16 protein-coding genes and 1 tRNA gene are annotated in these 12071 nt (G+C 62.8%); 4 read left to right on the top strand and 13 right to left on the bottom strand.

The features are described 5' to 3' along the window. Positions 1 to 131: 131 nt before the first annotated feature. The 4 genes from DWV00_RS27710 to DWV00_RS27695 form a co-directional block, all read right to left on the bottom strand. On the bottom strand, positions 132 to 641 hold the full coding sequence (locus DWV00_RS27710) for a TonB family protein (RefSeq protein WP_115536816.1): 510 nt from the start codon (positions 639 to 641) through the stop codon (positions 132 to 134). 200 nt (positions 642 to 841) lie between these two features. Next, a complete protein-coding gene (locus DWV00_RS27705; protein WP_181885604.1) occupies positions 842 to 1429 on the bottom strand; it encodes a C39 family peptidase in 588 nt (195 codons plus the stop codon). Positions 1430 to 1456: 27 nt separating this feature from the next. After that, a complete protein-coding gene (locus tag DWV00_RS27700) occupies positions 1457 to 2209 on the bottom strand; it encodes a hypothetical protein (RefSeq protein WP_115536814.1) in 753 nt (250 codons plus the stop codon). A gap of 211 nt (positions 2210 to 2420) precedes the next feature. Then, positions 2421 to 2825 carry a hypothetical protein gene (locus tag DWV00_RS27695; protein WP_147297992.1) on the bottom strand — a complete coding sequence of 135 codons (405 nt, stop codon included), beginning with the start codon at positions 2823 to 2825 and terminating at the stop codon, positions 2421 to 2423. Positions 2826 to 3258: 433 nt separating this feature from the next. On the opposite strand from DWV00_RS27695, the gene DWV00_RS27690 reads away from it, so the two are divergent. Then, a complete protein-coding gene (locus DWV00_RS27690) occupies positions 3259 to 3723 on the top strand; it encodes a DUF4142 domain-containing protein (protein ID WP_181885603.1) in 465 nt (154 codons plus the stop codon). Here DWV00_RS27690 and DWV00_RS34745 read toward each other — a convergent pair. From DWV00_RS34745 to DWV00_RS27675, 4 genes are all read right to left on the bottom strand, one after another. Continuing rightward, positions 3720 to 3878 carry a hypothetical protein gene (locus DWV00_RS34745; RefSeq protein ID WP_245965064.1) on the bottom strand — a complete coding sequence of 53 codons (159 nt, stop codon included), beginning with the start codon at positions 3876 to 3878 and terminating at the stop codon, positions 3720 to 3722. The genes DWV00_RS27690 and DWV00_RS34745 overlap by 4 nt on opposite strands. Beyond that, the gene (locus DWV00_RS34740; RefSeq protein ID WP_245965063.1) at positions 3878 to 4021 is read right to left on the bottom strand and encodes a hypothetical protein; all 144 of its coding nucleotides are present in this window, start codon (positions 4019 to 4021) and stop codon (positions 3878 to 3880) included. The genes DWV00_RS34745 and DWV00_RS34740 overlap by 1 nt, the downstream gene beginning before the upstream one ends. 206 nt (positions 4022 to 4227) lie before the next feature. Next, positions 4228 to 4998 (bottom strand): hypothetical protein, encoded by a 771-nt coding sequence (locus DWV00_RS27680; RefSeq protein WP_115536811.1) that lies wholly within the window; start codon positions 4996 to 4998, stop codon positions 4228 to 4230. Positions 4999 to 5050: 52 nt separating this feature from the next. After that, complete coding sequence (locus DWV00_RS27675) at positions 5051 to 5473, bottom strand: hypothetical protein (RefSeq protein WP_245965062.1); 423 nt, start codon at positions 5471 to 5473, stop codon at positions 5051 to 5053. 347 nt (positions 5474 to 5820) lie between these two features. Between DWV00_RS27675 and DWV00_RS27670 the strand changes: the two genes are divergently transcribed. Further along, the gene (locus tag DWV00_RS27670; RefSeq protein ID WP_115536810.1) at positions 5821 to 6198 is read left to right on the top strand and encodes an NUDIX hydrolase; all 378 of its coding nucleotides are present in this window, start codon (positions 5821 to 5823) and stop codon (positions 6196 to 6198) included. A 40-nt stretch (positions 6199 to 6238) separates the two neighbouring features. On the opposite strand, the gene chrA is transcribed toward DWV00_RS27670, so the two are convergent. After that, the gene (gene chrA / locus DWV00_RS27665; protein WP_115536809.1) at positions 6239 to 7474 is read right to left on the bottom strand and encodes a chromate efflux transporter; all 1236 of its coding nucleotides are present in this window, start codon (positions 7472 to 7474) and stop codon (positions 6239 to 6241) included. A gap of 136 nt (positions 7475 to 7610) precedes the next feature. On the opposite strand from chrA, the gene DWV00_RS27660 reads away from it, so the two are divergent. Beyond that, entirely contained in the window at positions 7611 to 8114 is a 504-nt protein-coding gene (locus tag DWV00_RS27660; RefSeq protein WP_220274743.1) for a nucleotidyltransferase family protein, read from the top strand. Positions 8115 to 8192: 78 nt separating this feature from the next. On the opposite strand, the gene DWV00_RS27655 is transcribed toward DWV00_RS27660, so the two are convergent. From DWV00_RS27655 to rph, 4 genes are all read right to left on the bottom strand, one after another. Beyond that, positions 8193 to 8282, bottom strand: a tRNA-Ser gene (locus DWV00_RS27655). 80 nt (positions 8283 to 8362) lie between these two features. Next, positions 8363 to 9574 carry a radical SAM family heme chaperone HemW gene (gene hemW / locus DWV00_RS27650; protein ID WP_115536807.1) on the bottom strand — a complete coding sequence of 404 codons (1212 nt, stop codon included), beginning with the start codon at positions 9572 to 9574 and terminating at the stop codon, positions 8363 to 8365. Then, complete coding sequence (gene rdgB, locus DWV00_RS27645) at positions 9571 to 10197, bottom strand: RdgB/HAM1 family non-canonical purine NTP pyrophosphatase (protein ID WP_115536806.1); 627 nt, start codon at positions 10195 to 10197, stop codon at positions 9571 to 9573. Before rdgB ends, hemW begins: the two co-directional genes overlap by 4 nt. Next, positions 10190 to 10930, bottom strand: coding sequence for a ribonuclease PH (gene rph / locus DWV00_RS27640; RefSeq protein ID WP_115536864.1), 741 nt, complete (start codon positions 10928 to 10930; stop codon positions 10190 to 10192). The genes rdgB and rph overlap by 8 nt, the downstream gene beginning before the upstream one ends. Positions 10931 to 11146: 216 nt before the next feature. Between rph and DWV00_RS27635 the strand changes: the two genes are divergently transcribed. After that, the gene (locus DWV00_RS27635) at positions 11147 to 12070 is read left to right on the top strand and encodes a YicC/YloC family endoribonuclease (protein ID WP_115536805.1); all 924 of its coding nucleotides are present in this window, start codon (positions 11147 to 11149) and stop codon (positions 12068 to 12070) included. Position 12071 lies beyond the last annotated feature (1 nt).

Below are 12071 nucleotides of genomic sequence, written 5' to 3'. Positions count from 1 at the left end.
GCTCACCGGCGCTCCGCCGGGTAAGCGGGGCGCCGCGAGCGTGACCGGAAGGTCCGGCTGCGCGGTGCGGAAAATTATAGGAGCGTGCGCGCCGGGCGGCAACGCTCCAAGCCGTGCTTGCGAGGCTCGACTCAGTCGAAGGTCAGCGCTTGCGGGGCCGCGAGTTCGCGCAGTTGGAATTTGCCGTCGTCGTTGAACAGCCAGTCTTCCATCAGTTCGACTTGACCGCGGCCGTTGAGCAGCTTGGCCGGCGGCGGCGGCAGCGGCGACGCGCGACGCAGCGCGGCGAGCGCCGTCGCTTCGGCTTCGTCGTCCCCGTTGGTGCGATAGATGGACGAGCGGACGACCGTGCCGTTGCGATCGATCGTGAACGCGACGACCACGAGCGAGCGCAGCATCGCTTGCGGAGCGCGATGCTCGACATACGACGGGCTGCGTTCGGCAATCCGTCGCGCGACGGCTTGCCGGTATTGATCGACCGTCAGGCTGTTGGCGACCGCCGGCGGGGGCAGCGCGGCGGCGGGGGGACGAGTCGGTGGCGTGAAAGTGCAGGCAGAGGCGAGGAACAATGCGCCGAGTGCGGCGAGGCGGGTCAGTCCGCAGGCGCGTAATGCGGGGTAGCGCACGAGATCGGGGGTCATGGCTGTCGCGATGCAACTTGCGCGCTAGATCGAGCGCGAGGCGATGTGCATGAAGCGTAGTCAATGGCACGCGTGCCTGCATCCCGATTCGCGCGACGATCGTGCGCGTGCCCACAGCACAGGGGTGCCTGTTCGAGCGCGCAGGCGGGGATGTCTGCACCCGTTGCAGAAATGGCGGACGGCGAGGGCGAACCTTGGCCTCAATAGACGACTAGCGATTCCGCCCACGCGTGGGTGCCCATGCTGCCGGAGCCGTTCAGCATCCATTCGTAGTCCCCGTAGCCGGCCCCCTCGCCGGGCCACGGGTTCATGAAGTAGAGCGCGCCTTCTTGGTCGTCATAGCCGTCGACGACGATGAAATGACCTCCGCCGTCGCGCCAGGTCCAAAGGACGACGACCGGGTCGCCCTGATCGATGTTGTTGCCGATCGTGCCGAAAGAGAGCGCACCGTCGTAATACCGCGAGTCGCGCCGGCCTAGCGACCAGAGGATCCCGCTGATACCCGTCGTGCCTGCGATCGAATTGGGCGAGTTGGCTGCGTCGTTCCAGTCGAATGGCGCGTCTTCGCAGGCATATCCGATCGATTCGACCCAGTTCGCGATACCGCATTGAGTGCTCGATACGCCACGATAGGCGAGGACGGCATCGGCGTCGGCGGCCCAGCACCATTCGCTGTATTGCTGCGTGACTTGAGGGATGCCGATCTGCTGCGCGCTGACGGTGACGAACGCGGGTGCGGCAACGATAGCGAACTCGCTCAACAAGCGAGCGGCGATTCTTTTGTTCACGGCCAATCTCCCGAATATCCGCCCGAGTCAATCATGTCCGATTCGTAAATCGCGCATGCCGAGCCGCGCGCGTTGCCGCAATGCACCGTCGAGTTCGGTATCGGAGAGTGCGGATCGCGGCGTGATGGGCTCGGCGCGATTGGGGGCGAGCGTCGCGCGAGCACTCGCGAGCGGAACGTAGACGGGCGCACTCGCGGCGCCGGCGCCGCTAGGCGCGGAAACCTCGATGAAGTCGGCGACCGCTTGAGGGCTGCGCACGAAACGTAGACGAGCGCCCGGATTTTGCTGCGCGTAGCGCGCGGCGACCGACACGATTTCGCTGGCCAGTTCGCTGGCACCGGCTTCGACCATGGTCCACTTGCTGTTCATGAGTGCGACCGTGATGAGGCCGATGCCCTTGCCGTTTGCCACGACGACGAACCGCCATTCGCCGCTGCCGTAGAGGCTTTGGCCGAGGAGCTTGCCTGCCAGCAGTCTCTTCGGATCGACGAGATAGGTCTCGAACCCGTCGCCGATCTTAGCGCTGCCGAGCTGTCGATCGTCGATGTCGAAGATGTGATTCGCGCCGACGCCGGATGCCGACGCGGGCAAGCGCCTGGCGAGTGTCGCCAAGCCCTGTTCGGCTGCTTGACGCTGGGCGGACCCGCCGGCCGGCGACAGCACCCCGATGTCGTTCGACTGCCCGGGCGCCGGGATCGACTGGGCGCAAACGAGCGACGACAAAGTGGCCGCCGCTGCCACCAAGCAAAGCACCGCGACCCGCAACCGACGATCTTGCATGACTCACCCCCGCCGAGACGCGCAACCGATGCGATCGTAGTGCTCGTTGTGTTCGAACAGAGCCGACCACGCGCGACGATCTCATGTGCCAAGCAAATCACCGCGTGCACCCTTTGTAAAGCCGGTATCGATGCGGCATTCTTTTCTTGAGTTCGTCAGTCATTCGCCGGGGCGAGTTGCCCCCGGCTTTCCGCAGTAGCGCAATCGAACGTTACGCGTCCTCGAACGTCATCTTCATCGACCACTGCGTTTGATCGGTGACGGAATACTTGAACGAGGGCGTACCGAGCTTGGTTTCATCGGTCACGGCGAGCAGGCCCGTATCGGGATGATGGCCGAGCGTCGACTGGTATGCCCCCGCGTTTTCATAGTCGAACTTCATGCCGAAGCCGAAGACTTTGCCGTCGCCGAAAATGACACCCATCAGATTCTCGTCGGGCTCCGTATCGGCGCCTAGGCGAATGCCGAAGCTGGTGCTGGCGCCCGGCCGCAGGCAGCGCGCTTTCTCGGCTGCGCGTCCGCCGACGAGAAGCACCTGATCGTCCCAGTTCGGATCGCGTGCGATGCACACGGGGTGATCGGTTTTATTCGATACGCGTACGACAGGGTTGGTCATGACGTTGCCCTCCTGGTGAGCGACCGCCGCGCATGCGTGACGTCGCCGAGTATCGATGACGCCACGCCGGTCGTGGATACGGGCGCGGGAGGCCATGGTCGCCTGAGCAGGGTGCTTCGGTGCGATTCACTCCGCAGATTCGGACTGGTTCGCAGGCTCGCGCGGCGATGTGCTTCGCGCGACGGTGTGTGAGGCGATTGAACACGACGCTGCGCTGCCCGATACGCCAACGCTTGCGCAGCGTTTCATAGTCGGCATGCGGTAGCCGCTGGCATCTTTTATGCGGCGTCTCGTCTGATGGAACGGGAGCCGCGAACAGGTGGAACCATCGCGGCGACCTCTGTTGGGGGGACGGATGATGCTCAATTCATTTTGTCGCGCCGCGGCCGCTGTGATGGGATGCACAGCGTTGATCGCCTCAGGCTGCTCATTTTTGCAATCGAGTGCGGAAGTCACGCCGGTCGATCAGCAATTCATGCTGACGGCTGCGAGCGAGGAGATTGCCGAGGTAGACATGGCGGAACTCGCGGAGCGTCACGCGGGCGATCCTGCGGTGAAAGCGTATGGACATCGGCTTGCGCAGGAGTACACGCATATCAACGCGGAGCTGTCTCAACTGGCCGATCGCAAGCGTGTGAATCTGATCAACGCAATGGACCCGGCCAACCGAACGCTCTACGAGGAGTTGACCAACCTGAACGGCAAGCTCTTCGACCGCGAGTATCTGCGCGCTCAGATCAACATTCACCGCATGGGCAACGGGCTTTACGAAAGCGAGGCGCAGGCCGGCGAGGATGCCGACGTGAAGGCGTTCGCGGCGAAGAATGCGCCGGTCGGCGTCGAGCATCTGCAGCTCGCGCAGGCGCTGCTTTTGAAGGAGCAGCAGGCGGGGCGCTAAAAGAGTTCGGGAGGCTTCTTGTCGACGAACTCGCGCGGCAGGGTTTCGGCCAGCGTGAAGCCGATGTGCGGAAGTGCGTCGAGTGCGCCATCGAACTTCGCGTCCGCTTCGCTCGTGAACAACCCGTCGAGATAGTCGAAGGTCAGCTCGGGCACTAGTGCGCGTAGGCCTCGTTTGCGTCCGCTTGCGGTCCCAAGTCGATGGCATCGACGTCGAGTTTGATCTGGCCGGCGCCGTCGCGCAGGCAAGTAATTTCACCGATGTCGATCAGCTTGCCGGGTGCGTTTTGAGCAAGCACGCGAACAAGCGCAAGGGGCGGTCGAACTGCGGGAGTGATGTGTTCGATTCGGTCGCCATGGATGTTCCTCCGAAGTGAGCGCGATCACGCTGTCGAGCTGTGAGCCAGCATGATCGGTTCTAGAAGGAACGGCGCGATGTGCGTGCCGGTCGGGGCTCGGAAAGGGAAGGGCGAAGGGCCCGCACGGGGCGGGCTTCAGTCGACGTTTACTGCAATTGGTATCTCAATTGGTTTTCGACAAGCTTTGGGAGATCCGGCTCGCTGAACGTGACTGTCGTGCCAGTATAGTAATTCGCCCGCTCAAACTGACGCTTCCCAACTGTCGTCTGACTTTCTGCAATCGCCAGCACGAAACCCGACATGTTCGCCAAGCGGTACTGCATATGAATGATTTCTGCCTCGAGCAGCCGGGTTGCGTTCGTTGCAGCAACCACAATCAAAGGCGTCCGATGATCAATCACATGGTCAGCGACCAGTCCGCCAGCGATAGGAAGTTCGACTTCCGACTGCAAGTTGACTCCCAGATCCTTGGCGGTACGAATCATCACCTCTGCTAGGCGCTGCTTAAAGTCCCATGCTTGCCGCTCTGTGCGAGATGTAGCGATCGCAAACAACTGTTGAGCTGCCTCGGCGACTCGGAAGACATAGGGCGCAGTCAGGCGGACGTCGTTGGTATATGCTTTGATGGCTTCGTCTGCACTATCGAACCGCGCTGGTGAATACCGCGCGAGGTCTTCGACCCAGCGCGCCACGCTCTCCGAATCGACGTCTCCGCCAGCCATGCCCGCATAGAGCGCAGCTTCGCCGTTGTCGTCGATGGAGTAGCCGTCATCCCGTGACCGCACCCGAACAACGACCCGATCGCCGCTGCCAGGGTACTCCAAGGGCGTGACGACCCGCTGCACTCCGGCTTCATCGTCGTGCACTTCAAAAAGGCCGCAAATCGCGCGCTTCAGGTTCGTTGCTAGTCGTTCCATAACGAGTTGGCCCCCCCAAGAACAATGCCGCATGCATCGCAGAACGCCGCGATCAACCGCAACCTGTCAACCTCGTTTCTTGGGTCAAGCTTCCGTCGGTTTTAAGGGCCAGCTCCGGCGCCCCTGGCAGTTGCCTGTTAGTGTAGTCGTATTCCGTCCGGCAAGGCAGCTTGGCGTGCAGTCCTTTGTGGCTTGGGTGCCAATGGAATTCAAAAAGAGGGTAGAGCGCGCCGGTGGGCAACTTGCAAAGCAAATGCCCAAAGAATGCTCTATCGGTGAGGATCTCTCCATCTCGCCAGATGAAGACCACGACGTGTTCGCTTGAGACTTCGATGAGGTCAGTTGCAAAGGTCCTCGGGCCGCCCATCTTATGGAAGGGCTTCGGCAGTTTCCCGCGCTTCAATGACTTGAACGTTGGCGTCTCTTGCAGACGTTTGGGTGCTGCCTTGTGGCTCGCAAGGTCGCGTGGTTCCAAATGGTGCTCCGCAGAAAATTGGTTGCTCTTTCCTGGTCATTCTGCGGCTGGCGCAGTACCTCTTGGAGAGCCGTCTACTCTGTTGGCGGCTCCGTTTGTCTGAATGCTACACCGTCTCATTTAACGATTTTCCATGGCGTCGATAATTTAGTTTTGACATCGCCATGCGGTGCGCGAGTGCCCGGAAAGGTACCGGGCACGGTTATGGCAGTATGCATTTCTGTGTGCGGGGCCAACAAGACTTCGCAAGCCGTCGATCGCTCGACGAGCGCTGCTTCCACCGTGGCGCTAGCCGCTAAGATGACTCGACGTTGATCGGTAGCCGTGCGAGAAAACATCAATTAGACATGAAAGAAAGAGCCACGATCGTATGTAGGCGGCGTGACAAGATCTTGCTTGTCACGCGCGAGCGGTCGCGCTGGTCGTTACCGGGCGGCACGATTCGGCGCCTCGAATCGCCGCTCGAGGCTGCTAGCAGAGAACTCGAAGAGGAAACGACTCTCGTCGTGGATGGTTTCATGTATCTGTTCGAATTCGGCGGCTTCAACAAGCGGCATCACGTTTATCTCGTCGACCTGCCACGCGAGGTTGTGCCCGAGGCCTCGAACGAGATTCTCCGGTGTCGCTGGTTCCGTCCCGAGCAGGTGTCAAAGCTCATTACGAGCGTGCCGACACGAGGGATCGTCGAGTTGTTGCTTCGTCAGAAGAGCGGAGCCCCTGAGTAGTCTCGTCGAGCGAGGCCGGGCCAGCGCAAGACGTCACGTGTCAGTGCAAAATCGCTTCCGCCACACCGGCCAGCGCCGCGAACGTGACGACCGCAAGGGGCGGGATTCGCCAGCGCGTCAGCAGAAAGAAGCCGACGGCAGCGACCGCGAAGTCGATAGAGGTGTGAACGGCGCTCGTCCACACGGGCGAATACAGGGCGGTCGCCAATAGCCCAATCACGGCGGCATTCACCCCCGCTAAGACAGCCGCCATCGATGGGTGTGCGCGAAGCGCTTGCCAGTACGGTAACGCCGCAAGGACGAGCAGCAAACCGGGCAAAAAGATGCCGATCAACGCCAGCAGTGCCCCCAAACCATGATTGGGCGGGCTACTCATGATCCATCCGAGGAAGGCGGCAAACGTGAATAGCGGCCCGGGTACGGCCTGCGTGGCCCCATAGCCGGCAAGAAAGTCGTTCGGCGACACCCAGCCGGTAGCGACAGTTGCGTGCTGCAGCAAGGGAAGCACGACGTGACCACCTCCGAACACGAGCGCACCCGAGCGGTAAAACGCGTCGAACAAGCGGACGGCATGGGTCGAGTCGAGCGCTGCAACGGCCGGAAGCCCAAACAGCAGTACGCAGAATAGAACGAGGGCGATTGTCCCCACGGCGCGCGGCACGCGGAACTCGCTTGCATGCTGCCGTGTACCGGCCATGCTCGCCGATGAATCCGATCGGCAAAACGCGATGCCGAGCAACGCGCCCAACACGATGACGATCAATTGGGCATAGACGGTCGTCAACACAGCTAAGATGACGACCGTCGCGAGTGCGATGCCGGTCCGGCGATGGTCGGGGCAGAAGCGGCGCGCCATGTCCCACACTGCTTGCGCCACGACGGCAACCGCGGCGAGCTTGAGTCCGTGAACGACACCGTTCCCAACCGGACCGCCCAATTCGGGCGCTACCATGGCGAACGCGATCAGCAGTGCAACCGACGGCAGCGTGAACCCGCACCATGCGGCCAATCCGCCCAGCCAGCCCGCGCGAAGCAAACCGACGGAAAATCCGACCTGGCTGCTGGCGGGGCCGGGAAGAAACTGGCAGAGACCGACGAGGTCGGTAAATGTCTCCTCGCTAAGCCAGCGTCGTCGCTCGACGAATTCGCGCCGGAAGTATCCGAGGTGGGCAATGGGACCGCCGAAAGACGTCAGGCCGAGCTTCAGAAACACCGAAAGTACTTCGACCGCGGACTTTGCTCGACCTCGATGCGACGTCGACGTACTGGCTTCCATGGCGCTGATGTAGTGATGAGTGAAAAGCGATGCGAGCTACGATCATACTTGCCAACCGTTGGGGGAAAGCATGCGTGCCGAGTTGGAACAGGATCTTATCGGAATTGTTTTACGGAACCGGTGGAACGCGTTGATCTTGTCGGCGGCTCCGCAACTTGGGTTGTCCGATTGGTGGCTAACTTCCGGCTGCGTTGCGCAATCCGTCTGGAATGCTGCTTGCGGCCGCGACATGCACTCGGGCATACGAGACTACGATCTCATCTACTACGATCCCAATACGTCGTGGGCGGCGGAGGACGATGTGATTCGCCGAGGCCGGTCGCTCTTCGCGGGGTTGCCTATCGAGGTGCAGATCCGCAATCAGGCCCGCGTTCCGCTGTGGTACGAGGAGAAATTCGGCATCCCGTTCGGTGTCGTCAACCGGGCATCCGATGGGATCGATCGCTTTCCGTGTGCGACGGTTTGCGTTGGGCTCAAGTGCGTGCACGACGGGTTCGACGTCTATGCGCCGTTTGGTCTGAAGCCGCTGTTCGAAGGCGTGTTGCGGCCGAATCGCGCTTTGCCGATCGAATCTGTATACGCGGAAAAGACCGAGCGCTGGCAGCGAGAGTGGCCGCACTTGACGCGGGAGCCTTGGTAAGCATGCGACGTCAATCGTGGGCGATGAGGCGTGCGGAAATGAAAAAACGGGCCAGGAGGCCCGTTCTCATGCAATAGGTGGCGGAGGGCGTGGGATTCGAACCCACGAAGGCCGTAAAGCCTTGCCGGTTTTCAAGACCGGTGCATTCAACCGCTCTGCCAGCCCTCCGAGAGGCGCGATTGTAACCCGAAACGAGGCGCCGCCCGCGAACTCGAACGAACTTGAGCGAACGCGCATCGTTTCGTCGATCACCCCTCGCGATCGTTCAAGAACAATTCCTGCAAATCGTTCAAGAAGCGCTGACCCAGCGGCGTCGGCGCGATCTTTTCATACGTGCGTTCGATCAACCCGCGCCGCTCGGCCTCCTGCAAAGCGGGCTCGATCGAGGTCATCGGCAATCCCGTTCGCTCGATGAAGCGGTGCACGGGGAAGCCCTCGACGAGCCGCAGCGCGTTCAGCATGAACTCGAACGGAAGTTCGTGCGCCGTGACCTCGTGCTCTTCCTGCACCGACGTGCCCGCGCGCGCTTGCTCGATGAACGTCGCCGGGTGCTTGTACCGGGCCTGTCGAACGATACGATGTGCAAACGAGAGTTTCGTATGCGCCCCGGCACCGATGCCGAGATAGTCGCCGAAGCGCCAGTAGTTCAGGTTGTGCTTGCACTGCCGATTCGGCTGCGCGTAAGCCGAAACCTCGTAGCGCTCGTAGCCGGCGGTAGCCGTCCGCTCGTGAATCCACTCCTGCATGTCGGCCGAGGCATCGTCGTCGGGCAATGCCGGCGGAAACTTTGCGAACAGCGTATTGGGTTCGAGCGTCAGGTGATAGAGAGACAAATGCGGCGGCGCGAACGAGAGGGCCGTTTCGATGTCGGCGCGGCATTCGTCCAACGTTTGCCGCGGCAGCGCGAACATCAGATCGAGATTGAAGTTCTCGAAGTGGCGCGCCGCGATCTCGACGGCACGGTGCGCGTCGCCCTTGTCATGAATGCGCCCGAGCGCCTTCAGATGCGCTTCGTTGAAGCTCTGAATCCCGACCGACAGCCGGTTCACGCCGCTCGCGCGAAATTGCGCGAACTTCTCGGCTTCGAACGTGCCCGGGTTGGCCTCCATTGTGATTTCCGCATCCGCATCGAGCGGCAGCAGCGCGCGCACGTCGGACAGCAATCGATCCAGCCCCTTCGCCGAAAGCAAGCTCGGCGTCCCTCCGCCGATGAACACCGTATGCACCTGCCGTCCCCAGACGAGCGGCAGCGCCTGCTCGAGGTCGGCGCGCAAGGCATCGAGGTAGTCGTCTTCGGGAAAGCGCTCGCCTTTCCACTCGTGCGAGTTGAAATCGCAGTAGGGACACTTGCGCACGCACCACGGGAAGTGGACGTAAAGCGCAAGCGGCGGCAGCGAGGTGAGCCGAATGGCGCCGGGGGCGGTGAACGCCTGTACGACGCCGGCGCGGGTGCCGATCATCGTTCTTCCTCCTTGAGCCGGGCCAGCAATGCGGCAAGCGCAATCGCCCGGTGGCTGCACGCATTTTTCACGGCGGGCTCGAGCTCGGCCGCGGTCGCGTTCAAATTGGGCAACAGAAAGTACGGGTCGTAGCCGAACCCGTTCGCGCCGCGCGGGGCCTCCAAGATTTCTCCGGGCCAGCGGCCCTCGGCGATCAGCGGTTCCGGATCGTCGGCGTGCCGCACGAGCACGAGCACGCAGAAGTAATAGCCGCGACGGTCGGCATGGCCTCGCAGCCGATCGACGAGATGCGCGTTGTTGGCCGCGTCGCTCTTTTCTCCGCCGGCACGTTGCGCGTAGCGCGCCGAATAGACGCCGGGCTCGCCGCCGAGCGCGCGCACGCACAGGCCGGAATCGTCGGCCAGCGCGGGCAAACCCGTCAGCCGCGCCGCATGGCGCGCTTTCGCGAGCGCGTTTTCGACGAAGGTCACGTGCGGCTCCTCGGCTTCGGGCACGCCGAGTTCGCCTTGAGGGACGAGGGCGATGCCCGCCGCGCCGAGCAGAGCGTCGAACTCGCGCAGTTTCCCGGCGTTGTTCGACGCGAGTACGACGCGCGCCGGCGCGGTGCCTACCGGCTCATTCATCGTGGGCTCCCAACGCCGCTTTTTGCTTTTCGACGAGCGTGCGAATGCCTTGTTGCGCGAGATCGAGCAACGCGTTCATTTCGTCGCGCGAAAACGGCGCGCCTTCGGCCGTGCCCTGCACTTCGACGAAGCCGCCCGCGCCCGTCATGACGACGTTCATGTCGGTGTCGCAGCGCGAATCCTCGTCGTAGTCCAGATCGAGCACGGGCACCCCTTCGTAGACGCCGACCGAAATCGCGGCGACGTAATCGGTGATCGGCGATGCGGCGATACGGCCCGCGGCGACGAGCTTCGAGACGGCATCGTGCGCGGCGACGAATGCGCCCGTGATGCTGGCCGTGCGCGTGCCGCCGTCCGCCTGGATCACGTCGCAGTCGATGTGCAGCGTGCGCGGCCCGAGCCGCTCGAGATCGAACACGGCGCGCAGCGCGCGGCCGATGAGCCGCTGAATTTCCTGTGTGCGCCCCGTCTGCTTGCCGCGCGCGGCTTCGCGATCGCTGCGCGTATGCGTCGCGCGCGGCAGCATCCCGTATTCGGCCGTGAGCCAGCCTTGGTTGCGCTCGCGCAGGAACTCCGGCACGCGCTCGGCGATGCTCGCCGTGCAGATCACTTTGGTATCGCCGAATTCGACGAGCACCGAGCCTTCGGCATGCTTCGTGTAGTGGCGCGTGATGCGCACGTTGCGCAGTGCGTCGACGGTGCGGCCGCTAGGGCGTTGAACGGTATCAGGCATGGTGGGCATGGGAAGCGGCGCGGGCCGCATGGAAAGAGAGGAAACTGCAATTTTACCGCTCCGAACGCGAAGCATGCGTTGTGCCGGGTGCCGTGCCGCCGCGCCGGGCGTGCTCCGCAAAAATGGGATAATGCGTGTTCAACGCTTTCGCGCCGGGTCGACGCGCGAAGCGGCTCGAACAACCGGCCGGCGACGGCCCCAATCGCGAGACGGACGATGATTTACAGCATGACAGGCTACGCGAGCGCGACACGCGAACTCGCGGCTGCAAGCGGTACCGGAGCCATGAGCGTATCGGTCGAACTGCGCACCGTGAATTCGCGTTTTCTCGACCTGAATTTTCGTATGCCCGAAGAGGCCCGCACGTGCGAGCCGACGCTGCGCGAAATGTTGATGACGAAGCTCTCGCGCGGCAAGGTCGACATCCGCGTGAACTTCCAGCGCAGCGAGCAGACGGCGACGGTCGGCTCCCTCAATCGCGATGCGCTCTCGCAGCTGGCCGTGCTCGAGCGCGCGGTGCTTGATGCATTTCCCGGCAGCGAGCGCATGCGCACGGGCGAGATTCTGCGCTGGCCCGGCGTGCTCGCCGAAACGAACGTGCCGCCCGAGGCGTTGCGCGACGCGGTGCTCGCGTGCGGCAAGCAGGCGATCGGCGAACTGGTGGACGTGCGGGCGCGCGAAGGCGCGCAACTGGCGACGATGCTGCTGAACAACGTGACCGAAATGGAAGCGATCGTTGCGCGCATCACGCCACTCGTGCCGGAGCTCATCGCGAAGCATCAGCAAAAGATCGTCGAGCGGCTGCAGGAAGCGCTCGGCATCGCGGCGCCCGATGCGGCGGCTACGATCGTCTCGCGCGAGGAAATCGCCGAGCGCATTCGCCAGGAAGTGACGATGTACGGTATTCGCATCGACATCGCGGAAGAGCTGTCGCGGCTCACCGCGCATCTGAACGAAACGCGCCACGTGATCGAGAAGGGCGGCAAGGTCGGCAAGCGCCTCGACTTCATGATGCAGGAACTGAATCGCGAAGCGAACACGCTCGGCTCGAAGGCGGCGGCCAAGGAGCTTGCCGATGCGTCGATGACGCTCAAGCTGCTCATCGAGCAGATGCGCGAGCAAGTGCAGAACCTGGAGTAAC

This window comes from Trinickia dinghuensis (genome assembly GCF_003367175.1).
GTDB classification, from domain to species: domain Bacteria; phylum Pseudomonadota; class Gammaproteobacteria; order Burkholderiales; family Burkholderiaceae; genus Trinickia; species Trinickia dinghuensis.
This window is presented reverse-complemented; position numbering and strand designations above follow the sequence as displayed.

Excerpts from the sequence above, each read along its gene's own strand:
- DWV00_RS27710 (WP_115536816.1), bottom strand. The coding sequence starts at position 641 with ATGACCCCCGATCTCGTGCGCTACCCCGCATTACGCGCCTGCGGACTG.
- DWV00_RS27700 (WP_115536814.1), bottom strand. The coding sequence starts at position 2,209 with ATGCAAGATCGTCGGTTGCGGGTCGCGGTGCTTTGCTTGGTGGCAGCG.
- DWV00_RS27695 (WP_147297992.1), bottom strand. The coding sequence starts at position 2,825 with ATGACCAACCCTGTCGTACGCGTATCGAATAAAACCGATCACCCCGTG.
- DWV00_RS27680 (WP_115536811.1), bottom strand. The coding sequence starts at position 4,998 with ATGGAACGACTAGCAACGAACCTGAAGCGCGCGATTTGCGGCCTTTTT.
- DWV00_RS27670 (WP_115536810.1), top strand. The coding sequence starts at position 5,821 with ATGAAAGAAAGAGCCACGATCGTATGTAGGCGGCGTGACAAGATCTTG.
- chrA (WP_115536809.1), bottom strand. The coding sequence starts at position 7,474 with ATGGAAGCCAGTACGTCGACGTCGCATCGAGGTCGAGCAAAGTCCGCG.
- hemW (WP_115536807.1), bottom strand. The coding sequence starts at position 9,574 with ATGATCGGCACCCGCGCCGGCGTCGTACAGGCGTTCACCGCCCCCGGC.
- rdgB (WP_115536806.1), bottom strand. The coding sequence starts at position 10,197 with ATGAATGAGCCGGTAGGCACCGCGCCGGCGCGCGTCGTACTCGCGTCG.
- rph (WP_115536864.1), bottom strand. The coding sequence starts at position 10,930 with ATGCCTGATACCGTTCAACGCCCTAGCGGCCGCACCGTCGACGCACTG.
- DWV00_RS27635 (WP_115536805.1), top strand. The coding sequence starts at position 11,147 with ATGATTTACAGCATGACAGGCTACGCGAGCGCGACACGCGAACTCGCG.